Genomic DNA, 23,541 nt, shown 5'->3' on the forward strand with positions numbered 1-23,541 from the left:
GGCCGGTTCAGGTGGTCGCGGGTCCGGAGGACTCCGGCTCCAGCACCTTGCGGGTGATGCGCTCACCGATCGCCGCCACCAGGGTGCGTGGGCGGCGCGGGTTCAGGTGGGCGCCGAGTGCGTTGCCCAGCCCCGGGGTGACGTAGGCGCGGTCGCGGTCGAGGGCGCGCAGGGCGGCGCGGACGACCGGTTCCGAGGTGGTGAACGAGCCCGACACTGCGGCCTTGCGGGTGCCGATCGCCTCGAAGAAGTTCGTCTCGACCGGGCCCGGGCACAGGGCTGTGACCCGGATGCCGCGGCCCCGGTACTCCTGGCGCAGCGCCAGCGAGAAGTTGAGGACGAAGGTCTTGGTGGCGCTGTAGACCGTGAAGTACGCGGACGGCTGATAGCCCGCCGTGGAGCCGACGTTGAGGACGGCTCCGGAGCCGCGCTCCAGCATGCCGGGGAGCACGGCGTGGGTGAGGTCGACGAGGGCGACGACGTTGACCATGATCTCGTCGTGCTCGCGTCGCGGGTCGATCTCCTCGAAGCGGCCGCAGGTGCCGAAGCCGGCGTTGTTGACCAGCAGGTCGACGGTGAGACCGCGGGCGGCGAGGGCCTCGGCGACGCGGTCGGCGGCGTCGGGTTCGGCGAGGTCCTGGGGCAGGACGTGCGCCTGGACGCCGTACGCCGTACGCAGCCGGTCGGCCAGTTCTTCGAGGCGGTCCCGGGAGCGGGCGACGAGGATCACGTCGTGGCCGCGGGCGGCGAGCTGGGTGGCGAACTCGGCGCCCAGCCCGGAGGAGGCACCGGTGATGAGGGCAGTGGGTCCGGTGGATGTGCTGGTCATGGCTGTTCCCCTTCAGAAGGGCGGGGTGAAGACGAGTCGAACTTCTAACTAAGACACCACTGTAGCTTTTATTCTGTTAATTGCAACAAGACTGACGCAGATACCTGAGGAACAGCGACTCAGGCGTACCATCTACGTCGAGTGGGGGTACAGGAGCCGACCGAGTGGAGGAGCCCATGGGCCGAGCGCTACGGGCCGATGCCGAGCGCAGTGTGCGCGCGATTCTGGAGGCGGCCGAGCGGGTGCTCGCCGCCGATCCGGGCGCGTCCATGGAGCAGGTCGCCGAGGCCGCCGGGGTGGCCAGGACGACGGTCCACCGGCGCTTCGCCAGCCGGCAGGCGCTGATCGAGGCGCTCGCCGAGTCAGCCGTACGGCAGCTCGGGCAGGCCATCGAGGACGCGCGGCCCGACACGGCGCCGCCGCTGGTCGCGCTGCATCGCGTGACCGCCAACGTGCTGCGGATCAAGGGGGCTTGGAGCTATGCCCTGGGGCGGCCGGCCGACGAGGGCGGCGCCGCCGCGGCGGGCTGGGACCAGGTCGGGGCGCGCTGCGTCGAACTCCTGGGACGAGCCAGGGACGAGGGTCTGCTCGACCCGGCCGCGGATCTGGAGTGGGTCCGCCGCGTGTACTACGCCCTGATCGGCGAGGCCCTGCACGGCGACGAGCGGCCTGACCCCGATCCCGACGCCCTGGCGACGCTCGTCGTCGACACGCTGCTGTACGGCGCCGGGCGGCGGCCCGGCGCCGTCTGACTCAGCTCCTCATGCCGGTCGCTGTTTCGATGGCGTCGGCGAGTTCGCGTACCGCCTTGTCCTCTGTGCTGTGCGCCAACTCGTCGGCGCGGGAGCCGAGTTCGCTCAGGGGGAGGCTGCCCGGGAGTCGTGTCCAGCGCTCGTCCCCCTGGCGGAGGGCGTCGGCGAAGTACGCGGCGACCGCGGCGACCTGGAGGCCGTCGGAGGAGGTCCAGAGCCTGTCGTCGAGGGCCCCGGCCTCCAGTTGGCCGGACTCCTCGTGCGGGGAGCGGGTTTCGGGGTCGAGCCAGCGGACGCTCGCCGTGGCGAGGTGGCCGGAGGTGCCGGGCTTGGTGCGGACCGCGTAGAGGGCGGTCACCGTGTGGCCGGGGCCCACCTCGCCGCCGTCCACGCGGTCGTCGCGGAAGTCCTCGTCGGCGACCTGGCGGTTGTCGTAGCCGATGAGCCGGAACTGCTCGACCGTCTCCGGGTCGAAGGCGACCTGTGCCTTGGCGTCGCGGGCGGTGAGGTCGATGTTCTGCGGGAGTTCCTCGCAGAAGACCTCGCGGGCGTCCTCGGTGTCGGAGACGTACGTCGTGTGGCCGTCGCCCTTGTCGGCGAGTTGTTCCATCAGCTCGTCGCCGTAGTCGCTGCCCACGCCGACGCCGAAGAGGGTGATGCCGTGCTCGCGGCGGTTGTCCGCGATGCGCTCCAGGATCGTGTCGGCGTCGGTGTCACCGGTGTTGGCGAGGGCGTCGGAGACGAGGACGACCCGGTTGGTGGCGCCCTCACGCAGGCCCTCGGTGGCGGTGGCGTAGCCGGTTTCGACGCCGGCGCCGAGGTTGGTCGAGGACTGGGGTTCCAGGCGGTCGACGGCGTCGTGGACGCGGCCCCGGTGGTCGCCGAGCCGGGTCATCGGGAGGACGGTCTCGGCCTCGTCGCTGAAGGTGACCAGGGCGACCGAGTCGTCGTCGCGGAGACGGTCCGTCATCACGGCGAGGGAGTCCTTGGCCAGGTCGAGGCGGCCCGGTTCGTCCATGGAGCCGGACACGTCGATGACGAACGTGAGGGCGGCGGGCGGGCGTTCGTCGTCCCCTTCCTCCGCGCGGGTGGCGAGGCCGACCCGGACGAGCGACCAGTCCTCGTCGTCGGTGCGGGCGCCGTCGACGGTGACCGAGAAGCCGTTGCCGTCGGGGCGTTCGTAGTTCTGCCGGAAGCTGTTGACGAACTCCTCGGGGCGGATCGTCGACGGGTCGGGCATCCTGCCGTCCGCGAGGGTGCGGCGGGCGTAGCCGTACGAGGCGGTGTCGACGTCCAGGGCGAAGGTGGAGAGGTAGTCGGGGGACGGGGCGAACTCGCGGCCCTCGTCGCCCTGTTGCTCACCGCTCTGTTCGCCCTGCGCGGTACCCGACGGGTAGGCGGGGGCGGGCAGTGGGGCCGTGCCGTCGTTCCGGTCCGATGAGTAGCCGTGGTCGCTGCCGCCCGCGCCGCTGCATCCGGTGAGCAGCAGGGCGCCCGCGGTGGTCAGGGCGAGCAGTGTGCCGTGCAGTCGACGGCTGCGGGTGGTGACAGCCCTCGCCCGTATGTGGTCGTTCCCCATCTGTGCCCCCTCGGTGAGCGGCCTGTATATGGGCCTACGTCTGTGACTGTGACGTCCGAGGGGGCCGAGCTGTGCGTGACGGAGCGTTGCGGATGGATCTCGAAGCGGCCACGGCGGGCGGCCGTCGAGACCGGTAGGTGATCCTCCGGAGACCTAGGACACGATGTCCTTGCGCCGGAAACCCCGGAAGGCCAGGGCAAACAGGACGAGCGCGTACGTTACCGAAATCGCGGCGCCCTGGATCATGCCGGACCACTCCAGTTGTGGCTGGACGGCGTCCGCCCAGGCGAACTGCCAGTGTGCGGGCAGGAAGTCGCGCCAGTGGCCGAGGGCGGTGACGGCGTCCAGCACGTTCCCCACGATCGTCAGGCCGACCGCTCCGCCGACCGCGCCGAGGGGGGCGTCCGTCTTGGTCGACAGCCAGAACGCGAGCCCCGCGGTGACCAGTTGGGAGACGAAGATGTACGCCACCACGACCAGCAGGCGCTGTGCGGCGGTGCCCGCGGAGAGCTCACCGCCGGTGGGGATCTCCAGGGGGCCCCAGCCGTAGGCCGCGGTGCCGACCACCAGGGCGACGATCGGCAGCAACAGCATCGCGGCGAGGCTGAGGCCCAGCGCGACGGTCAGCTTGGACCACAGCAGGCGGGCCCGGGGCACGGGCGCCGCCAGCAGGTAGCGCAGCGAGGACCAGCTCGCCTCCGAGGCGATGGTGTCTCCGCAGAACAGCGCGACGGGGATCACCAGCAGGAAGCCCGCGGAGACGAAGAGGTTCACCGCGGCGAAGTTCGCTCCCGACGCGGTGGCCGTGTCCATCAGCGTGATCTGGTTGCCCCGCCCGTCCGGCGTACCGCCGATCGCGAAGGCCGCGACCAGCACGAAGGGCAGCACCGCGAGGATCGCCCCCATCACGAGGGTGCGACGCCGCTTCAGCTGCCGGAGCAGCTCCACACGCAGCGGCAGTGTCCGCCGTGCCCGGTATCCGTCGGCCGTCTCGGCCCGCTCGACGAGGGTGCTCATGCGTTGCCCCCGATCAGGGTGAGGAAGGCGTCTTCGAGTCGGCGGTGCGGGCCCACCGATTCCACGGGTACTTCGAGCCGTACGAGCTCCACGACCAGGCGCTGTGCGCTTGCGCCGGTTTCGAGCCGGACCAGGATCCCGTCGTCCGTGACGACGGCCGAGGCCACGTCCGGCAGCGCGCCGATCTTCTCGGCGACCGGTTCGTCCACAGGGGACCCGGTGCCGATGAGGAGAGTGTCGCCGGAGCCGATGATCTCGGAGACCGGGCCCGCCTGCATCAGCCGTCCGCGGTCCATGACCACCAGGTGGGTGCAGGTCTGCTCGACCTCGGCCAGCAGGTGGCTGGAGACGATGACCGTGCGGCCTGCGGCGGCGTAGCGGATCATCACCTCGCGCATCTCACGGATCTGCGGCGGGTCGAGGCCGTTGGTGGGCTCGTCGAGGATCAGCAGGTCCGGGAGGCCGAGCATGGCCTGGGCGATGGCCAGGCGCTGGCGCATGCCCTGGGAGTAGGTGCGGACCGCGCGGGCCAGCGCGTCGCCGAGGCCCGCGATCTCCAGGGCCTCCTCCAGGTGGGCGTCCTCGGCCGGACGGCCGGTGGCCTGCCAGTACAGCTCCAGGTTGTCGCGGCCCGAGAGGTGCGGGAGGAAGCCCGCGCCCTCGACGAAGGCGCCGACCCGGGAGAGGACCGGCGCGCCCGGCTGGATCTCGTGGCCGAAGACGCGGATCTCGCCGCCGTCCGGCTTGATCAGGCCCATCAGCATGCGCAGGGTGGTCGTCTTGCCCGCGCCGTTCGGCCCGAGGAGACCCAGGACCTGGCCCTTCTCCACGCGGAACGACAGCTCCCGTACCGCGTACCGGTCCGCCGACTTCGCGTACCGCTTGCTCAAGTCGGTGATCTGGAGCGGGACTTCGGCCAGCTCGGGGTCGGGCGGCGCGGCGGTCGTCCGGCGGCGGCCGGTCAGCAGCAGGGCGAGCGCGACCAGTGCTCCGGCGAGCGGCAGCCACCACACCCAGGAGGGGAGCGCCGCGGCGGCCGTCGTCACGGCGGGGGCGGTGGGGACCTTGAGGTCGCCCTTCAGGGAGACCGTGTACGTCGCCGGGGCCGACGGCGATGCGTAGCCGAGGTCCGTCGAGGCCAGGACCAGGCGCAGCCGGTGGCCCTCCTGCACCTCGTAGTCGATGGCCGGCAGGGTGATGGTGACGTCCTTGCCCGCCTTGGCTCCCTCGACCCGGATGGGGGTCACCAGCTGGGACGGGAGCACCTGTTGTCCGCCGCCGGGGCCGACGTCGTACACCTTCGCGAAGAGGACCGCCTCATCGGTGCTGGACGTGACGTGCACGGTCACCGTGGGCGATCCGGTGATCCGCAGGTCGCTGCCGAGGGAGGCGGACACGAACTGCGCGTACTGGCCCGGGAAGTCGAGCGACACCCCGACGCCCAGGGAGGAGAGCTGGGACAGGCCGCCCGCGCCGCCGAGGCCGGGGAGGGCCGAGATGGCGGGCGGGTTCGCGCCCGCCGGGTTCTCGAAGCTCTGCTCGCGGCCGGCCAGCGCCACGGCGTGCTCGCCGCTCTCCAGACCGGGGTAGGTGTCGCCGCTCGCGCCCCGGAGCAGGGCGGCGCCGTCGGTGGAGTCGACGCCTCCGGTGCGGGTGACGCGGAACGCGGGGCCGGTGTCGACGCCCGTCTCGTCCTTCAGATACCGGTCGAACCAGGAGCCGACCCGGGCCTGGACGCGGTCCGCCTCCAGGTCGCCGCCGTCATGGCCGCCGGAGATCCAGTCGACGTCCACGGGTGCGCCGTTGGCGCGGATCCGCTGGGCCATGGCGTCGGCCTGGCCGAGCGGGAAGAGGGAGTCGGTCTGGCCCTGCACGATGAGGGTGGGCACCTTGATGCGGTCGCCGACCGCGGAGGGGCTGCGTGCCTCGAGGAGTTTGGTGGCCGCCGCGTCCGGCTGTCCGGACTCCGCGACACGGTTGTACATCTCGCACAGCTGGGGCTCGAACTTGTCGCAGCCGCCGCCGGAGTTGATGAAGATGCCGGCCCAGAGCTTCTTGAAGACGCCGTTCGGGAAGAGCGCGTCCGACAGGTTCCAGTAGCTGATCTCCGGGGCGATCGCGTCCACCCGCTGGTCGTAGGCGGCGGCTTCAAGAGCGATCGCCCCGCCGTACGAGGCGCCGGTGACGCCCACGCGCGGGTCACCGGTCTTGTCGAGCTGGACCTCCGGGCGCTTCGCCAGCCAGTCGATGAGCTTGGAGACGTCGGCGACCTCGCCCTTCGGGTCGTTCAGCCCGATCTTGCCCGTGGACTTGCCGAAGCCGCGCGCCGACCAGGTCAGCACCGCGTATCCGTCCCGCGCGAGCTGCTCGGCCTGCGCCCGCACGTCGTCCTTGCTGCCGCCGAAGCCGTGCCCGAGGAGTACGGCGGGGCGGCGGTCCGCGCTCGGTCCCGCGGTGAAGTACGAGGTGTCGATGTTCACCCCGTCGCCCATGTCCATGAGGCGGTCGGCGCGCTGTACGGACGGGGCGTCGTCGGAGGCGACAGCCGTCCACGTCCCGGCGCCGGCGAGCACCACGACGGCGGCCGCGGCGGCGATCCACCGTCGCGGCCTCCGCAGTACGGGCACCCGGGGTCGGGGCAGTCGAAGATCCATGCGTCAACGGTAAGGCCCACCGCTGTCAACCGATGCCGCCGCCGGTCTGAACCCCCGCCCCTCCCACGGGAGTACGGGACCGGCCCGGCATACCGCGACCGTGGTACGAGCTGCCTGCCCGACTGTCCGGTTATGCCCGGGCGTCCTCCGGGATCGACACCAGCCACCGGGTCTCGCGGCGCGGCCGCAGGTAGAAGGCCCAGTACAGGGTGGCGACGGCCACGATGCCGCCGGTCCACAGGAGGTACTCGGCCTCCTGCATGCTGAGGATGTAGGCAAGGACGGCGATCAGCAGGACCGGTACGGCGGGCCACAGGGGCATGCGCCAGGCAGGTGTGTGGGTGTGCGGGCCGCGCCGGGCGAACAGTGCGGCGACCGCGACGAGCAGGTACATGCCGGTCACCGAGACGCCCGTGACGCCGTACAGGGTGTCCAGGTTGACGAAGCAGAGGGCCGCGCCGGGGACGCCCACCAGGAGGGTGGCGACCCACGGGGAGCCGTAGCGGCCGAGCCTGGACAGGACGCCGTTGACCGGCTCGGGCCAGGCCTTGTCGCGGGCCGAGGCGAACAGGACGCGGGAGTTCTGGATGACCATGACGATGCCGGCGTTGATGATCGCGAGGGCCACACAGAGGCTGACGAAAGTGCCGACGGCGGAGTTCGACCAGGCGGTGACCATGGTGCTGATGTCGCCGCCGGTGAGGGCGGCGAGGTCGGGGGCGCCCATGGTGATCGCGACGACCGGGACCAGGATGATCACCGTCGAGATGGCGAGGGTGGCCAGGACGGTGCGGGCGACGTTGCGGCGCGGGTTCTCCAGCTCCTCGGAGAGGTAGACCGCGGTCGAGAAGCCCTGGGTGATGAAGAGCGCGATCGCGAGTCCGGAGACCACCAGCATGGCGGTCACCGTGTCCGTATGGCCTCCGGATCCGGCCACCTGCATCGAGGTGAGGCTGCCGAGGCCGCGCTCGCTGTGCGAGAAGCCGAGGACCGCCACGACGGCCGCCGCGATGACTTCGAGGACCAGGAAGACGCCGGTGATCCAGGCGTTGGCCCGCAGGTCGAGCAGGCCCGCGAGGGTGGCGAGCAGCATCACGCCGGCGCCCGCCATCGAGGGGTTCAGATGCACGATCGGTGCCAGGTAGTCCGCGGTGCCCATGGCGATCACCGGCGGCACGATCATGACGACCAGAAGGGAGAGGACGAAGACCAGCCAGCCCGCGAGCCGGCCGGCCATCGTCGAGACCATGGCGTACTCGCCGCCCGCGCTGGGGATGAGGGTGCCCAGCTCCGAGTAGCAGAACGCCACGGCGATACAGAGCAGGGAGCCGATCGCGATGGTGAGCGCGGTCGCCGTGCCGAGGGACGAGAAGAGGTCGGGCACGACCACGAAGAGCGTGGAGGCCGGGGTCACGCAGGAGAGCGTCAGCAGGGTGCCGCCGACGATGCCGATGGAGCGCTTGAGCTTGCGGGGGCCGTCGGACGCCGTGGGGGCGGTGTCCGGGACGGCGGTCTCGACAGGGCGGAGCGTGTCGGTCATGCGGCGGTTCCGATCGACTCGTGTCGTGCGTCAGATGGCTCGGGCGGGAGCGTTATCGCCTCCGGCGGCTCGTGTCGTTCATCTCTTTGTCCGCTCCCGGCGTTGATGGAACCTTGACGGAAACCGTGCGTCAATGGCTGTTCACCTACGGAATCCGCACCCAGAAGGCCTCCCGAATGCCCATCAGGGCACAACAGGTCAAGCGCAGGGGTTTCTTGCCTCCCTACGGGAACCGCAGCGCGGGCGAAGAAAAAAGTGAGGCCGTCCGCGATACGGACGGCCTCACAAGCCCTGCCGGAGGGTCTCAGTAGCCCTGCCGGAGGGTCTCAGTGGTTGCGCGGGAACCCGAGGTCGACGCCCGTGGGGGCGTCGGCCGGGTCGGGCCAGCGGGTGGTGACGACCTTGCCGCGGGTGTAGAAGTGCGTGCCGTCGTTGCCGTAGATGTGGTGGTCGCCGAAGAGGGAGTCCTTCCAGCCACCGAAGGAGTGGTAGCCGACGGGGACCGGGATCGGCACGTTCACGCCGACCATGCCCGCCTCGATCTCCAGCTGGAAGCGACGGGCCGCGCCACCGTCCCGCGTGAAGATCGCGGTGCCGTTGCCGAACGGCGAGCCGTTGATGAGGGCCACGCCCTCCTCGTACGTCTCCACGCGCAGCACGCACAGCACCGGGCCGAAGATCTCGTCCCGGTACGCGTCCGAGGTGACCGGCACCCGGTCGAGCAGCGAGAGGCCGATCCAGTGGCCGTCCTCGAAGCCCTCCACCGTGTGGCCGGTGCCGTCGAGGACGACCTCGGAGCCCTGCGCCGCCGCGCCCGTCACATACGAGGCGACCTTGTCGCGGTGGGCGGCGGTGATCAGCGGGCCCATCTCGGAGGCCGGGTCGTTGCCGGGGCCGATCTTGATCTTCTCGGCGCGCTCGCGGATCTTCTCCACCAGCTCGTCGCCGATCGCGCCGACCGCGACCACGGCCGAGATCGCCATGCAGCGCTCGCCCGCCGAACCGTAGGCCGCGGACACGGCCGCGTCGGCCGCCGCGTCCAGGTCGGCGTCCGGGAGGACCAGCATGTGGTTCTTGGCGCCGCCCAGGGCCTGGACGCGCTTGTGGTTCGCGGCTGCGGTGGTGTGGATGTAGCGGGCGATCGGGGTCGAGCCGACGAAGGAGACCGCCTTGACGTCCGGGTGCTCCAGGAGGCGGTCGACGGCCACCTTGTCGCCGTGCACGACGTTGAAGACGCCGTCCGGCAGACCGGCCTCCGCGAGCAGCTCGGCGATCTTCATCGCGGGCGACGGGTCCTTCTCCGACGGCTTCAGGATGAAGGTGTTGCCGCACGCGATGGCCAGCGGGAACATCCACATCGGCACCATGGCCGGGAAGTTGAACGGCGTGATACCCGCGACGACCCCGAGCGGCTGCCGGATCGAGGCCACGTCGACGCGGGACGCCACCTCGGTCGACAGCTCGCCCTTCAGCTGCACGGTGATCCCGCAGGCCAGGTCGACGATCTCCAGGCCGCGCGCCACCTCGCCGAGCGCGTCCGAGTGGACCTTGCCGTGCTCGGCGGTGATCAGCTCGGCGATCGCGTCACGGTTGGCATCCAGCAGCGCGCGGAACTTGAACAGGATCGTGGTCCGTTTGGCCAGCGAGGCCTGGCCCCAGGTCGCGTACGCGTCCTTCGCGGCGGCGACCGCGGCGTCCACCTCGTCGACGGTCGCGAAGGCGACCCGCGTGGTCACGGCGCCGGTCGCCGGGTCGGTGACCGGCCCGTACGTACCCGACGCACCCTCGACAGCCTTGCCACCGATCCAGTGGTCGACAGTCTTCGTCATGGCCAAGAACTCCTTCACAGATGGCGGCGTCGGGCGGCGACGTGCCTTTCGTACTCCTCGCGCGCCTTGACCGCCGACGAACGGGTCGCGGTCTCGGCCACAGGTACATCCCACCAGGCTTGGGCCGGAGGCGCGCCCGACACTGTGTCTGCCGTTTCGGTCTCCACGTAGACACAAGTGGGAGTGTCCGCGCTCCGTGCCTCGGCGAGGGCCGCACGCAGGTCACGGACGGTCTTCGCGCGTAGGACGCGCATCCCCAGACTGGCCGCGTTGGCGGCGAGATCCACCGGCAGCGGCGCCCCCGCGTACGTACCGTCCTCGGCCCGGAAGCGGTACGCGGTGCCGTAGCGTTCGCCGCCCACCGACTCGGAGAGGCCGCCGATGGAGGCGTACCCGTGGTTCTGCAGGATGAGGACCTTGATCGCGATGCCCTCCTGCACGGCCGTGACGATCTCGGTCGGCATCATCAGATACGTGCCGTCGCCGACCAGCGCCCAGACGGGACGGTCGGGCGCCGCCATCCGTACGCCGATCGCGGCCGGGATCTCGTAGCCCATGCACGAGTAGCCGTACTCGACGTGGTACTGGTCCCGCGACCGTGCCCGCCACAGCTTGTGCAGGTCGCCGGGGAGTGAGCCGGCCGCGTTGATCAGGATGTCGTCCTCCGTGACCAACTCGTCCAGGACGCCGAGGACTTGGGGCTGGGTGGGCCGGATGTCGAGGTCCTCGGCCTCGTAGGCCGCGTCGACCCGGTACTCCCAGCGCTCCTTGTCGTCGCTGTACTCGGTGGCGTACGCCGGTTCGGTGCGGTGCTTGTGCAGCAGCAAGGCCTCGGTGAGGGCTTCGAGTCCGGCGCGCGCGTCGGCGATCAGCGGGATCCCCGAGAGCTTGTGACCGTCGTACGGCGCGATGTTGAGGTTCAGGAAGCGGACGCCCGAGCCGGCGAAGAGGGTGCCGGAGGCGGTGGTGAAGTCGGTGTAGCGGGTACCCACGCCGATCACCAGGTCGGCGGTGCGGGCGAGTTCGCAGGCCGTCGCCGTGCCGGTGTGGCCGATGCCGCCGACGTCCTGCGGGTGGTCGAAGCGCAGCGAGCCCTTGCCGGCCTGCGTGGAGGCGACGGGAATGCGGGTGGCAGCGGCGAGTTCGGCGAGCGCGTCCTCGGCGCGGCTGTGGTGGACGCCGCCGCCCGCGACGATGAGGGGGCGACGGGCCTCGCGGATCGCCCTTACGGCGGCGGTCAGTTCGGACACGTCGGCCGCCGGGCGGCGCACGGTCCAGGTCCGCTCCGCGAAGAACTCGTCCGGCCAGTCGTACGCCTCCGCCTGCACGTCCTGCGGCAGCGCGAGCGTGACCGCGCCCGTCTCGACCGGATCGGTGAGCACCCGCATCGCCTGGAGGGCGGCGGGGATCAGAGCCTCGGGGCGGGTGATCCGGTCGAAGTACCTCGACACCGGGCGCAGGCAGTCGTTGACCGACACATCGCCCGCGTACGGGACTTCGAGCTGCTGGAGGACCGGATCGGCGGGGCGGGTCGCGAAGGTGTCGCCGGGGAGGAGCAGGACGGGGATGTGGTTGATCGTCGCGAGCGCGGCGCCGGTCACCAGGTTCGTGGCGCCGGGGCCGATGGACGTGGTGACGGCGTGCGTGGCGAGCCGGTTGGACTGACGCGCGAAGCCAACTGCCGCGTGCACCATGGACTGTTCGTTACGGCCCTGGTGGTACGGCATCTCGTCCGCGTACTCGACGAGCGCCTGGCCGAGCCCGGCGACGTTGCCGTGGCCGAAGATCCCCCAGGTGGCGCCGATCAACCGCCGCCGCTCGCCGTCCCGTTCCGTGTACTGCGCGGCCAGGAACCGCACCAGCGCCTGGGCGACCGTCAGCCTGGTCGTCGCGTCCGGCGTCCTCGACACCTTCGTCGCCCTTGGCACCGTTGCCATCGGATCCGTCATTGGTACCCCTCGGTGTGCTCTGGGTGGAAGCAGATCCGCCACTCCCGCCCCTCCCCCGGTCCCGCCATCACGTTCAGGTAGTACATCGCGTGGCCGGGCTGGGCGATGGACGGGCCGTGCCATCCGTCGGGAACGAGGACGGCATCGCCGGTACGGACCTCGGTGAGGACGTCGGATCCGCCCTCGTGCGAAGGGAATACGCGCTGATAGCCGAATCCGTTCGGGCCGTCGATCTCGAAGTAGTAGATCTCCTCGAGTTCCGACTCCAGGCCCGGCCGGTGTTCGTCGTGCTTGTGGGGCGGATACGAGGACCAGTTGCCGCCGGGTGTGATGACCTCGACGGCAATCAGCCGGTCGCACTCGAAGGCGTCGGCGGAGGCGAAATTGCGCACCTGGCGGGCGCAGTTGCCGCTGCCGCGGTCTTCGACGGGTACCTCCGGCGCGGGGCCGTAGCGGGCGGGGAGTAGGCGCTCGCACTTCGCTCCTGCCAGGGCGAAGCGGCCTCCCGCGCCGGAGGCGATCTGTGCCCGGGCGTCGCGGGGCAGGTACGCGAAGTCGGTGACCCCGCTGAACACACTGTCCCTGCCCAGGATTTGGAAGTGTTCGCCCTCTATGTCCACCGTACAGCCGCCGCTGAGCGGCAGCACGATCCACTCGCTGTCGCCGGTGGTGAAGGTGTGCGTGCCGCCGGGGGCGAGTTCGACGACGCGCAGGCTGCTGTGGGTCCAGCCGGCCCGCTTGGGGTCGATGTCGAGGACGTACCGCGCGTTGGCAGCGCTCCCCTTCGGGACGTACAGGCCGTTGCTGGTCATCCGGTCCTCACAGCAGTCCGACGGCGGTGTCCACGGCCGCGGTCACATCGCCGTCCGCCGGGTAGAGCAGCGAACGGCCGACCACCAGGCCCTGGACGGTGGGGAGTTGAAGCGCGCCGCGCCACTTCTCGTACGCGCCCTCCTGGTCCTCGCCGACATCGCCGCCGAGGAGTACGGCGGGCAGCGTGGACGTCTCCATGACGCGGGCCATGTCGTCGGGGTTCTCGGTGACGGGGACCTTCAGCCAGGTGTACGCCGAACTGCCGCCGAGGCCGCTCGCGATGGCGATGGACTTGGTGACGGCCTCGGCGCTGAGATCGTTTCGGAGGGTGCCGTCCTCGCGGCGACGGCAGAGGAACGGCTCGACGAACACCGGGAGTTGCCGCTGCGCCATCTCGTCGATGACACGGGCGGTGGACTCCAGGGTGCGCAGCGATCCCGGGTCGTCGTAGTCGATGCGCAGCAGCAGCTTGCCCGCGTCGAAGCCGAGCCGCTCGATGTCCTGCGGGCGGTGCCCGGTGAACCGGTCGTCCAACTCGAAGGAGGCGCCCGCGAGTCCGCCCCGGTTCATCGACCCGAGCACGACCTTGTGGTCGAGCGCGCCGAGCAGCAGCAGGTCGTCGAGGATGTCTGCGGTGGCGAGGACCCCGTCGACTCCCGGGCGGGACAGCGCGATGCAGAGCCGCTCCAGCAGATCGGCGCGGCTCGCCATCGCGAACTTGCGGTCACCGACGGAGAGGGATCCGCGGGCCGGGTGGTCCGCGGCGACGATCATCAGACGGCCGCTGTCGTTGACGAGGGGGCGGCGGAGGCGACGGGCCGCGGCCTCGGCGATGGCTTCGGGGTGGTGGGTGCGGGTGCGGACGAGGTCGGCTACGTCGACTCGCCCGTACGGCGCCGGATGGCCGCCTTTGCGCACGGTTGTACCGGCGTCTTTGCGCGACGCCGGGTCGCCGCCCTCGCGCACAGCCGAGCCACGGCCTTTGCGCGGCGCCGGATCGGCGCCCTCGCGTGCAGCCGTGCCGCCATCCTTGCGCAGTACCGGATCGGCGCCCTCGCGTGCAGCCGAGCCACCGCGTTCGCGAGCGCCAGCGTCACCGCCTTCATACGTCGCGGGAGCGCCGCCTTCGCGCGCGGCCGAGCCTCCGCCCTCGTGAGGCGCCGGATCGCCGCCCTCGTGTCTCGCGCCCCCGACCTGGCCCGCCCTCACAGCACCGCTCCTGCGGTGAGTGCGTCCTCGACCTCGGCCGGGGTCGGCATCGCGGAGGAGCACTCCAGGCGGGAGGCGACGATGGCGCCCGCGGCGTTGGCGTACCGCATGATCCGCTCCAGGTCCCAGCCGGCGAGCAGGCCGTGGCAGAGGGAGCCGCCGAAGGCGTCGCCGGCGCCGAGGCCGTTCAGGACGGTCACCGGGAGGGGCGGGACCTCGGCGGAGGTGCCGTCGCGGTGGACGGCGAGGACGCCCTTGGGGCCCTGCTTGACGACGGCGAGCTCGACGCCGGCGTCCAGCAGGGCGCGGGCGGCGGCATGCGGTTCGCGTTCGCCGGTGGCGATCTCGACCTCGTCGATGTTGCCGACGGCGACGGTGGTGTGGCGCAGGGCCTCGGCGTAGAAGGGGCGGGCGGAGTCGGGGTCCGTCCAGAACATGGGGCGCCAGTCGAGGTCGAAGACCGTCGTACCGGACCTGGCACGGTGGGCCAGCGCCGCGAGCGTCGCCGTGCGGCTGGGCTCCTCGCTCAGGCCGGTGCCCGTCATCCAGAAGATGCGGGCCTCGTGGACGGCGTCGAGGTCGAGCTCGTGGGCGTCGATCTCCAGGTCGGGGGCCTTGGGCTGCCGGTAGAAGTACAGCGGGAAGTCGTCCGGCGGGAAGATCTCACAGAACGTGACCGGGGTGGGCAGGCCGGGGACCGGGGTGACCCAGCGGTCGTCGACGCCGAAGTCGCGCAGCGCCTCGTGGAGGTAGCTGCCGAAGGGGTCGTCACCGGTGCGCGTGATCACCGCCGTACGCCGTCCGAGCCGGGCCGCGGCCACCGCGACGTTCGTCGCCGAGCCGCCGAGGAACTTCCCGAACGTGGTCACCCGCGCCAGCGGAACCCCCGTCTGCAACGGGTAGAGGTCCACGCCGATCCGCCCCATGGTGATCAGGTCGTACGCCATCGAGTTCCCTTCGCTTCGGCTGCACCCAAAGGTCTAGTCGGGTCCGGGGAGCCCTGTCAACGTTTTGTCCAGACATTCGGACGAGGTATTGACACGTCCTTGGAGGCCGCCGGAAGCTGACGCCCATGACGTCGTTGTCACCGGAGGCATCGCCTCCGTCCTCACTGTCCCGTATCCGGATCGGTTCGGCTCCCGACTCCTGGGGCGTCTGGTTCCCGGACGACCCTCAGCAGGTCCCCTGGCAGCGCTTCCTCGACGAGGTCTCCGGGTCCGGCTACGAGTGGATCGAGCTGGGCCCGTACGGCTATCTCCCCAGCGATCCAGCCGTCCTGAAGGCCGAGACCGCCAAGCGCGGGCTCACCGTCTCCGCCGGCACGGTCTTCACCGGGCTGCACCATGGCCCCGAGGTGTGGGAGTCCACCTGGGCGCACGTCTCGGACATCGCGGCGCTCACCCAGGCGATGGGCGCCGAGCATCTGGTGGTCATCCCCGCGTTCTGGCGGGACGACAAGACGGGCGAGGTGCTGGAGGACAGCACGCTGACGCCCGCACAATGGCGCAATCTCACCGCTCAGACCGAGCGGCTGGCGCACGAGGTGCGCGAGCGGTACGGGCTGAAGATCGTCGTCCACCCGCATGCCGACACGCACATCGACAGCGAGGAGAACGTCACGCGTTTCCTCGACGCGACGGATTCCTCGCTGGTGTCGCTGTGCCTGGACACCGGGCACTACGCGTACTGCGGCGGCGACAGCGTCAAGCTCATCGAGACGTACGGGGAACGCATCGGGTACCTGCATCTCAAGCAGGTGGATCCGGCGGTGCTGGCCGAGGTGCGGGCGGACGAGGTGCCGTTCGGTCCGGCCGTGGCGCGTGGCGTGATGTGCGAACCGCCGACGGGCGTACCTGATCTGGAGCCCGTCCTGGCCGCCGCACAGAAGCTGGACGTCGAGCTCTTCGCGATCGTCGAGCAGGACATGTACCCGTGTCCGCCGGACAAGCCGCTGCCGATCGCGGAGCGCACGCGGGCGTTCCTGAGGTCCTGCGGGGCGTAGTACGGGGGCGCTGTGGGATGGGCCCGCCGAGTGCTCGGGGCTCGGCGGGCCCACCCGGCCTACTGGTGACCGTCTGCCAATTGCATCGCTCCTGTCACAAATGACCCCTTCCCGTCACACATGTCGCGTGTACGCGGGTCTTGGGTCACACCCGGACCACAGGCACTTCCCGGCGCTCACTCTGTGTCGTTCACGGGGCACAGGGTTTGTTGATCACCAGCGCAGTGCCCGGCTCCCCCGACGGCCGCCCCCGGCCGCCGCCGCGGTACGCGCAGGGAGGTGCCACTCATGACCGACCGCAGGCTTTGGTCGTACAAGGAGATCGCGGCGCACATCAAGGTGCAGCCGGACACCGTGAGGTCGTACCGCAAGCACGGAATGCTCCCCCCGCCCGACCACGTGGAGAGCGGCAAGCCCTACTGGTACGCGGACACCGTCCGGGCCTGGGTCGCCGCCCGGCCGGGAAACCGCGGTCGCAGAGAGGCCTGACCCCTTCCTCCCCTGTGCCCCGCCCGTGCGCGGGGCACAGTCACGTCCACGGCTCGATGACCGTCACGCCGGCTCCTGGCGCCGTCCCCATCGCCGCCAGCGCGGCCGGTGCCGCGTCCAGCGGGATGGTGGCGGTGACCAGGAGATCGGGGCGGAGTACGCCGGCCCGCACCAGCTCCAGCATCCGGGGGTAGGCGTGCGCCGCCATCCCGTGGCTGCCGAGGAGTTCGAGTTCGAGGCCGATCACCCGGGACATGGGGATCTCGGGAGCCACGGGCAGCAGCCCGACCTGGACGTGGCGGCCCCGGCGGCGCAAGCCGTTCACCGAGGCCGCGCAGGTGACCGGCGATCCGAGGGCGTCCAGTGACAAGTGGGCGCCGCCGCCGGTCAGTTCGCGTACCGCCTCCGCCGTGTCCACCGCCCCCGACGCGTCCACGGTTTCCGCCGCCCCGAACTTGCGGGCCAGGTCCAGCGCCTGGGGCGACACGTCGACGGCGACGACCCGTGCCCCGGCGGCCGCCGCGATCATCACGGCGGACAGACCGACGCCACCGCAGCCGTGTACGGCGACCCACTCCCCCGCGGCCACCCGGCCCTGCGCGACCACCGCACGGTAGGCCGTGGCGAACCGGCAGCCCAGCGAGGCCGCCGTCGCGTACGACAGCTCCTCCGGCACCGCGACCAGGTTCACGTCGGCGTGCTCCAGGGCCACGTACTGCGCGAAGGAGCCCCAGTGGGTGAACCCCGGCTGGGTCTGGCGCTCGCACACCTGCTGGTCTCCCGCGGCGCACGAGGGACAGCTTCCGCAGGCGCACACGAACGGCACGGTGACCCGGTCCCCGGGGTGCCAACCGGACACCCGGGAGCCCACCGCCTCGACGACCCCGGCGAGTTCGTGACCCGGCACGTGCGGCAGCGCGATGTCCGGGTCATGGCCCATCCAGCCGTGCCAGTCGCTCCGGCACAGCCCGGTGGCCTCGACCCGCACCACGACACCGTGCTCCGCGGGCGCCGGATCGGCCACCTCACGCACCTCGGCCGGCTCCCCGTACCGCTCGAACACCACTGCCCGCATCCGTCTCACCCCTCGCTTCGTCCGTCACCCGTCGCCTTCGGTGCGCAGATCACCGTTCCTGGAGACCAGTTTTCCCGAACTGCGGCGCCGGACTGTTCGCCATAGGGTTCTACAAATCCGTCCCGGTCGGACAGCCGACGCCCCCGTGGACAGCCTCCGCCCGAATGGACAGCCTCTGTCCGAGCCCGAGGGATGAGCCGTGACCCAGAATCAGCCGCCCGGTGCACCTCAAGCCCGTATCCCCGCACCCCAGCAGCCCCCGTCGTCGTACCTGCCGATCCGTGCCGGACTCTGGAAGCACTGCCTGTGGGGCGGACTCGCGCTCTGGGTGCTGACCGCGATCGTCACGTACGCGACCAAGAACACCACCCTGCTGCCGACCCTGATCCTGCTCGGCAGCTTCCTGGTCCCCGTCACCTTCGTGCTCTGGGCGTACGAGCGGCACGGCCGCGACCTGGGCGTGAACCTGATCCTCGGCTGCTTCCTGACCGGCGGCACCCTCGGCGTGCTGGGCGCGTCGGTCATGGAGTACTACCTGCTGCACCCCTCCTTGTGGATGTACGTCGGCGTCGGGCTGATCGAGGAGGCGGTGAAGCTCGCGGCGTTGATGTTCATGCTGCGCCGGCATCCCCGGATCCACGGACTGCGGTCCGGGCTCGTGCTCGGCGCGACCGTCGGGTTCGGTTTCGCGGCCCTGGAGAGCGCGGGGTACGCGTTCAACGCCGCCGTCTCGCTCAAGGGCGTCGACCTGCGCGCACTCCTGGAGACCGAGATCCTGCGCGGGGTGCTCGCCCCCTTCGGGCACGGCCTGTGGACGGCGATCGCGGGCGCGGTGCTGCTCGCGTACCGCCATCCGAGCGGGCGCTTCCAGTTCAACCGGCCCGTGCTCGGCACCTATCTCGGCGTCTCACTGCTGCACGCCCTGTGGGACTCGACGCACGGCATCGCACTCTGGCTGGTGGCGCGGCTGACCGACACGGGCCTCGACAAGGCGCTGTTCGCGCAGGGCTACATCCCGCAGCCCACCGGCGAGCAGAAGCATCTGTTCACGCTGTTCTCGATCGGCGCCATGGTCATCGTCTCGCTCGCCGGCATCGGCTGGGTGCGCTCGCTGGCCCGTCGGGACCCCACTTGGAGAAGTACCCCCTAGGGGTATAGCCTGCGTAGCAGGAGGAAACCCTGGAGCCACAGGACTCCTCCCCCGCTCTACGTACGCACGCCCGACCTGCCTCAATGAGGAGTAACGCCATGACCGCGCAGACCGACACCCAGGGTTCCGTCACGACCGTCTACCAGGTGAGCGGAATGAGCTGCGGGCACTGTGAAGGCTCCGTCTCCGGCGAGCTCTCCGGGATCGCCGGCGTCAGCTCGGTGAAGGCGGTGTCCTCCACCGGTGAGGTCACCGTGGTCTCCGCCACCGCGCTGGACGAGGACGTGGTGCGCGCCGCGGTCGACGAGGCGGGCTTCGAGCTTGTCGGCAAGGCCTGAGCGGACCTCCGCGTATCACCTAGCTCTCCCCACCGGGCCGTACCGACCAGCTGATACTGGCTCCGTACGGCCCGGTTCTTTCCTTGGAGCCGGACCATGACCATCGCAGCACCCGAGACATCCATAACGGAGACCGCCGGCACGTCGGAGGTCGAGCTCGCCATCGGGGGCATGACCTGTGCCTCCTGCGCGGCCCGCGTCGAGAAGAAGCTCAACCGCATGGACGGCGTCACCGCCACCGTCAACTACGCGACGGAGAAGGCGAAGGTCGCGTACCCGGTGGGGGTGCGGGTCGCCGATCTGATCGCCACCGTGGTGAAGACCGGGTACACGGCCGAGGAGCCCGCGCCGCCGGAGCCCGCGAAGGAGACCGTCGGCGAGCGCGACCCCGAACTGGCCGCCCTGCGCGAGCGGCTTGTCGTCTCCGTCCTCCTCGCCCTCCCCGTGGTCCTCCTGTCGATGATCCCTGCGCTCCAGTTCGACAACTGGCAGTGGCTGGCGCTGACGCTCGCCGCGCCCGTCGTCGTGTGGGGCGGACTCCCGTTCCACAGGGCCGCGTTCACCAATGCGCGGCACGGCGCGGCCACCATGGACACCCTCATCTCGATCGGCACGCTGGCCGCGTTCGGCTGGTCCCTGTGGGCGCTGTTCTTCGGGGACGCGGGGATGGAGGGCATGCAGGAGAGCTTCTCGTTCACCGTCTCCCGTACGGAGGGGACCTCGGCGATCTATCTCGAAGTCGCCGCCGGTGTCGTCGCGTTCATCCTGCTCGGCCGCTATCTGGAGGCCCGCTCCAAGCGGCAGGCGGGGGCCGCGCTGCGAGCCTTGATGGAGCTGGGCGCGAAGGACGTGTCCGTGCTGCGGGACGGCCGTGAAGTACGTGTCCCGGTGGACCTGTTGGCCGTCGGGGACCGTTTCGTCGTACGGCCCGGCGAGAAGATCGCCACGGACGGCACCGTCGTCGAGGGCGTCTCGGCCGTCGACGCCTCGATGCTGACCGGCGAGTCGGTGCCGGTCGACGTGGCGGCCGGTGACGCGGTGACCGGCGCGACCGTGAACGCCGGGGGGCGGCTGGTCGTCGAGGCGAGCCGGGTCGGCGCGGACACCCAACTCGCGCGGATGGCGCGGCTCGTGGAGGACGCGCAGAACGGCAAGGCCGAGGTGCAGCGGCTCGCCGACCGGATCTCCGGGATCTTCGTTCCGGCGGTGCTGCTGATCGCGCTCGGCACCTTCGGTGTCTGGCTGGCGGTCACCGGTGACACGGTCGCCGCCTTCACCGCCGCCGTCGCGGTACTGATCATCGCCTGCCCGTGCGCGCTGGGGCTCGCCACGCCGACCGCCCTGATGGTCGGCACGGGACGCGGCGCGCAGCTCGGCATCCTCATCAAGGGACCCGAGGTCCTGGAGTCCACGCGCCGCGTCGACACCGTCGTCCTGGACAAGACCGGGACGGTGACGACCGGACGGATGAAACTTCAAGAGCTCTACGTCGCCGAGGGCACCGCCGAGAACGAGGTTCTGCGGCTCGCAGGCGCCCTGGAGGGCGCCTCGGAGCATCCGATTGCCCAGGCGGTCGCCGCGGGCGCTCAGGAGCGCGTTGGCGCGTTTTCGCCGCCGGAGCACTTCGTGAACGTTCCGGGGCGGGGTGTGCGCGGGCGCGTGGAGGGTCACGAGGTCACGGTGGGCCGGTTCGAGGACGTACTCCCCGCCGAGTTGGCGCGGGCCAAGTCGACGGCCGAGGCGGAAGGACGTACGGCCGTCGTGGTCACCCGGGACGGTGCGGCGATCGGCGTGCTGACCGTCGCCGACGCGGTCAAGGAGACCAGCGCCGAGGCCGTACGCGCACTGCGCGCCCTCGGGCTCACGCCGATGCTGCTGACCGGCGACAACCGGGCGGTCGCCGAGTCCGTGGCGCGTGCCGTCGGGATCGACGCCGGGGACGTGATCGCCGAGGTGCTGCCCGAGGACAAGGTCGACGTCGTCAAGCGGCTCCAGGGTCAGGGGCGGAGCGTCGCGATGGTGGGGGACGGGGTGAATGACGCGGCAGCCCTTGCCACCGCCGACCTGGGTCTGGCGATGGGCACCGGCACGGACGCGGCGATCGAGGCGAGCGATCTCACGCTCGTACGCGGGGATCTACGGGTGGCCGCGGACGCGATCCGGCTGTCGCGCCGGACCCTCGCCATCATCAAGGGGAATCTCGTCTGGGCGTTCGGATACAACGTGGCGGCGCTGCCGCTGGCGGCGATGGGGCTGCTCAACCCCATGATCGCGGGGGCGGCGATGGCCTTCTCGTCGGTGTTCGTGGTGACGAACAGCCTCCGGCTCAAAGCATTCTCATGATGTTCGAGTGAGAGCCCCCCTAGAGTCCGGAGAGAGCCTCACATAAGCTCTTCACAAGGCTCGCGCATCTTCCTTACGCTTGGGCTCCGATTCGCATATGGGTCTCTTGCCTATCTTCAGGACATATGCAAGAGACGCAGGTCACAGTGATGTGAACGTAACCATCGAAGGGGTTCGTGAGTCTAAGTTGGCGATGTCAGAAGCGTCTTGGGGGGCGTGACTGACATCTGGGGATGTCTTGGGGGACGTTCCTGGAACTGCGTTGCCGGGGCACGTACACCGGGGAGCTTTGAGCGGCCCTCCCGGAGGTACGCGTCCCGGCCAACCGCACCGGCGTGACCGAAGTTTTGCTCGTTTTGCTCGCAACCAGTTCGCAATCAGCCCGTAGCAAGATCACAGCGATTCAGGCGCTGTCCACAGACGCCCGGCCGGATCCCGTGGGGGGAATCCGCACCGGGACAAGGAAAGCGCCCTGACTGCCGGCCCGTGGGGGGACCGGTAGCAGGGCGCTTTCCGTATTTTTGTGGCTCGTGCAGCCATTTTTCTGTGGCTCGTGCAGCCATGCGACTCGCGTGGCTGCGTTCGCCTCAGAGCACCGTGAGTGACCCGGGCCTGGTTAGCGGCTCTCGACCGGGACGAAGTCGCGCAGGACCTCGCCCGTGTAGATCTGGCGGGGGCGGCCGATGCGGGAGCCGGGCTCCTTGATCATCTCGTGCCACTGGGCGATCCAGCCCGGGAGGCGGCCCAGGGCGAAGAGGACCGTGAACATCTCGGTCGGGAAGCCCATGGCGCGGTAGATCAGGCCGGTGTAGAAGTCCACGTTCGGGTAGAGGTTGCGCGAGACGAAGTACTCGTCGGAGAGCGCGTGCTCTTCCAGCTTGAGGGCGATGTCCAGCAGCTCGTCGGACTTGCCGAGGGCCGAGAGGACGTCGTGCGCGGCGGCCTTGATGATCTTCGCGCGCGGGTCGAAGGACTTGTACACCCGGTGGCCGAAGCCCATCAGGCGGACGCCGTCCTCCTTGTTCTTCACCTTGCGGATGAAGGAGTCGACGTCGCCGCCGTTGGCCTGGATGCCTTCCAGCATCTCCAGGACGGACGCGTTGGCGCCACCGTGCAGCGGGCCCCAGAGGGCGGAGATGCCGGCCGAGATCGAGGCGAACATGTTCGCCTGCGAGGAGCCGACCAGGCGGACCGTGGAGGTCGAACAGTTCTGCTCGTGATCCGCGTGCAGGATGAGCAGCTTCTCCAGCGCGGAGACGACGACCGGGTCGGGCTCGTACTCCTGCGCCGGGACCGAGAACGTCATGCGGAGGAAGTTCTCGACGTACCCGAGGTCGTTGCGCGGGTAGACGAAGGGGTGGCCGATCGACTTCTTGTACGCGTACGCCGCGATCGTCGGAAGCTTGGCGAGAAGGCGGATCGTCGAGAGGTGCCGCTGCTTCTCGTCGAACGGGTTGTGACTGTCCTGGTAGAACGTCGACAGGGCGCTGACCACCGACGACAGCATCGCCATCGGGTGGGCGTCGCGCGGGAAGCCCTGGAAGAAACGCTTGACGTCCTCGTGCAGCAGGGTGTGCTGCGTGATCTCGTTCTTGAAGGTGGAGAGCTCGTCCACGTTCGGCAGTTCGCCGTTGATCAGCAGCGAGGCCACCTCAAGGAAGGTGGACTGCTCGGCGAGCTGCTCGATCGGGTACCCGCGGTACCGGAGGATGCCCTGCTCACCGTCGAGATAGGTGATCGCGGATTTATAGGCGGCGGTGTTCCCGTATCCGCTGTCCAGCGTCACCAGACCCGTCTGTGCGCGCAGCTTCCCGATGTCGAAGCCCTTGTCGCCGACGGTGCTGTCGATCACCGGGTAGGTGTACTCGCCATCGCCGTAACGCACTACTACAGAGTTGTCGCTCACGTCATCCCTCACCGACGTTGTCCCTCTTCTTCGAGGTGCCCTGACTGTCTCTACCATCCCCCATTTG

General features: G+C 70.4%; 18 protein-coding genes. 6 read left to right on the forward strand and 12 right to left on the reverse strand.

From position 1 onward, the window contains the following. Window positions 1–7: 7 nt before the first annotated feature. On the reverse strand, window positions 8–829 hold the full coding sequence (locus tag ACIPC1_RS04985; protein ID WP_402513251.1) for an SDR family NAD(P)-dependent oxidoreductase: 822 nt from the start codon (window positions 827–829) through the stop codon (window positions 8–10). A gap of 176 nt (window positions 830–1,005) precedes the next feature. Between ACIPC1_RS04985 and ACIPC1_RS04990 the strand changes: the two genes are divergently transcribed. After that, the gene (locus tag ACIPC1_RS04990; RefSeq protein ID WP_402513253.1) at window positions 1,006–1,581 is read left to right on the forward strand and encodes a TetR/AcrR family transcriptional regulator; all 576 of its coding nucleotides are present in this window, start codon (window positions 1,006–1,008) and stop codon (window positions 1,579–1,581) included. 1 nt (window position 1,582) lies between these two features. On the opposite strand, the gene ACIPC1_RS04995 is transcribed toward ACIPC1_RS04990, so the two are convergent. The 9 genes from ACIPC1_RS04995 to iolC all read right to left on the reverse strand — a co-directional run bounded on the left by ACIPC1_RS04995 (window position 1,583) and on the right by iolC (window position 15,118). Next, window positions 1,583–3,160, reverse strand: coding sequence for a von Willebrand factor type A domain-containing protein (locus ACIPC1_RS04995; RefSeq protein ID WP_402513255.1), 1,578 nt, complete (start codon window positions 3,158–3,160; stop codon window positions 1,583–1,585). A gap of 153 nt (window positions 3,161–3,313) precedes the next feature. Beyond that, a complete protein-coding gene (locus ACIPC1_RS05000; RefSeq protein WP_402513256.1) occupies window positions 3,314–4,177 on the reverse strand; it encodes an ABC transporter permease in 864 nt (287 codons plus the stop codon). Further along, complete coding sequence (locus tag ACIPC1_RS05005; protein WP_402513258.1) at window positions 4,174–6,831, reverse strand: alpha/beta fold hydrolase; 2,658 nt, start codon at window positions 6,829–6,831, stop codon at window positions 4,174–4,176. Before ACIPC1_RS05005 ends, ACIPC1_RS05000 begins: the two co-directional genes overlap by 4 nt. Before the next feature lie 130 nt (window positions 6,832–6,961). Continuing rightward, window positions 6,962–8,371 (reverse strand): APC family permease, encoded by a 1,410-nt coding sequence (locus ACIPC1_RS05010; protein ID WP_402513259.1) that lies wholly within the window; start codon window positions 8,369–8,371, stop codon window positions 6,962–6,964. 326 nt (window positions 8,372–8,697) lie between these two features. Further along, a complete protein-coding gene (gene mmsA, locus ACIPC1_RS05015; protein ID WP_402513260.1) occupies window positions 8,698–10,200 on the reverse strand; it encodes a CoA-acylating methylmalonate-semialdehyde dehydrogenase in 1,503 nt (500 codons plus the stop codon). Window positions 10,201–10,214: 14 nt separating this feature from the next. Then, complete coding sequence (gene iolD, locus ACIPC1_RS05020; RefSeq protein WP_402513262.1) at window positions 10,215–12,137, reverse strand: 3D-(3,5/4)-trihydroxycyclohexane-1,2-dione acylhydrolase (decyclizing); 1,923 nt, start codon at window positions 12,135–12,137, stop codon at window positions 10,215–10,217. An 8-nt stretch (window positions 12,138–12,145) separates the two neighbouring features. Continuing rightward, window positions 12,146–12,961, reverse strand: a complete 816-nt coding sequence (iolB, locus tag ACIPC1_RS05025; RefSeq protein WP_402513264.1) for a 5-deoxy-glucuronate isomerase — start codon at window positions 12,959–12,961, stop codon at window positions 12,146–12,148. A gap of 7 nt (window positions 12,962–12,968) precedes the next feature. Next, entirely contained in the window at window positions 12,969–13,880 is a 912-nt protein-coding gene (locus ACIPC1_RS05030; RefSeq protein ID WP_402513425.1) for a deoxyribose-phosphate aldolase, read from the reverse strand. A 287-nt stretch (window positions 13,881–14,167) separates the two neighbouring features. Further along, window positions 14,168–15,118 (reverse strand): 5-dehydro-2-deoxygluconokinase, encoded by a 951-nt coding sequence (iolC, locus tag ACIPC1_RS05035; protein WP_402513266.1) that lies wholly within the window; start codon window positions 15,116–15,118, stop codon window positions 14,168–14,170. Between the two features lie 125 nt (window positions 15,119–15,243). Between iolC and ACIPC1_RS05040 the strand changes: the two genes are divergently transcribed. Beyond that, window positions 15,244–16,173, forward strand: coding sequence for a sugar phosphate isomerase/epimerase family protein (locus ACIPC1_RS05040; RefSeq protein WP_402513268.1), 930 nt, complete (start codon window positions 15,244–15,246; stop codon window positions 16,171–16,173). A 288-nt stretch (window positions 16,174–16,461) separates the two neighbouring features. Beyond that, a complete protein-coding gene (locus ACIPC1_RS05045) occupies window positions 16,462–16,662 on the forward strand; it encodes a helix-turn-helix transcriptional regulator (RefSeq protein WP_402513269.1) in 201 nt (66 codons plus the stop codon). A gap of 40 nt (window positions 16,663–16,702) precedes the next feature. On the opposite strand, the gene ACIPC1_RS05050 is transcribed toward ACIPC1_RS05045, so the two are convergent. After that, window positions 16,703–17,737: a zinc-dependent alcohol dehydrogenase family protein gene (locus ACIPC1_RS05050; RefSeq protein ID WP_402513270.1), complete on the reverse strand. Its 1,035-nt coding sequence runs from the start codon at window positions 17,735–17,737 to the stop codon at window positions 16,703–16,705. Window positions 17,738–17,936: 199 nt separating this feature from the next. Here ACIPC1_RS05050 and ACIPC1_RS05055 point away from each other — a divergent pair, with 199 nt between their 5' ends. The 3 genes from ACIPC1_RS05055 (at window position 17,937) to ACIPC1_RS05065 (ending at window position 21,568) form a co-directional block, all read left to right on the forward strand. Continuing rightward, window positions 17,937–18,887, forward strand: a complete 951-nt coding sequence (locus ACIPC1_RS05055) for a PrsW family intramembrane metalloprotease (RefSeq protein WP_402513272.1) — start codon at window positions 17,937–17,939, stop codon at window positions 18,885–18,887. Window positions 18,888–18,985: 98 nt separating this feature from the next. Then, entirely contained in the window at window positions 18,986–19,225 is a 240-nt protein-coding gene (locus tag ACIPC1_RS05060; protein ID WP_402513274.1) for a heavy-metal-associated domain-containing protein, read from the forward strand. Between the two features lie 96 nt (window positions 19,226–19,321). Then, entirely contained in the window at window positions 19,322–21,568 is a 2,247-nt protein-coding gene (locus ACIPC1_RS05065) for a heavy metal translocating P-type ATPase (protein ID WP_402513275.1), read from the forward strand. 616 nt (window positions 21,569–22,184) lie between these two features. Here the strand turns inward: ACIPC1_RS05065 and ACIPC1_RS05070 are convergent. Continuing rightward, complete coding sequence (locus tag ACIPC1_RS05070; protein ID WP_384373596.1) at window positions 22,185–23,474, reverse strand: citrate synthase; 1,290 nt, start codon at window positions 23,472–23,474, stop codon at window positions 22,185–22,187. Between the last annotated feature and the right edge of the window lie 67 nt (window positions 23,475–23,541).

Source organism: Streptomyces sp. NPDC087263, assembly GCF_044744645.1.
GTDB lineage: Bacteria > Actinomycetota > Actinomycetes > Streptomycetales > Streptomycetaceae > Streptomyces.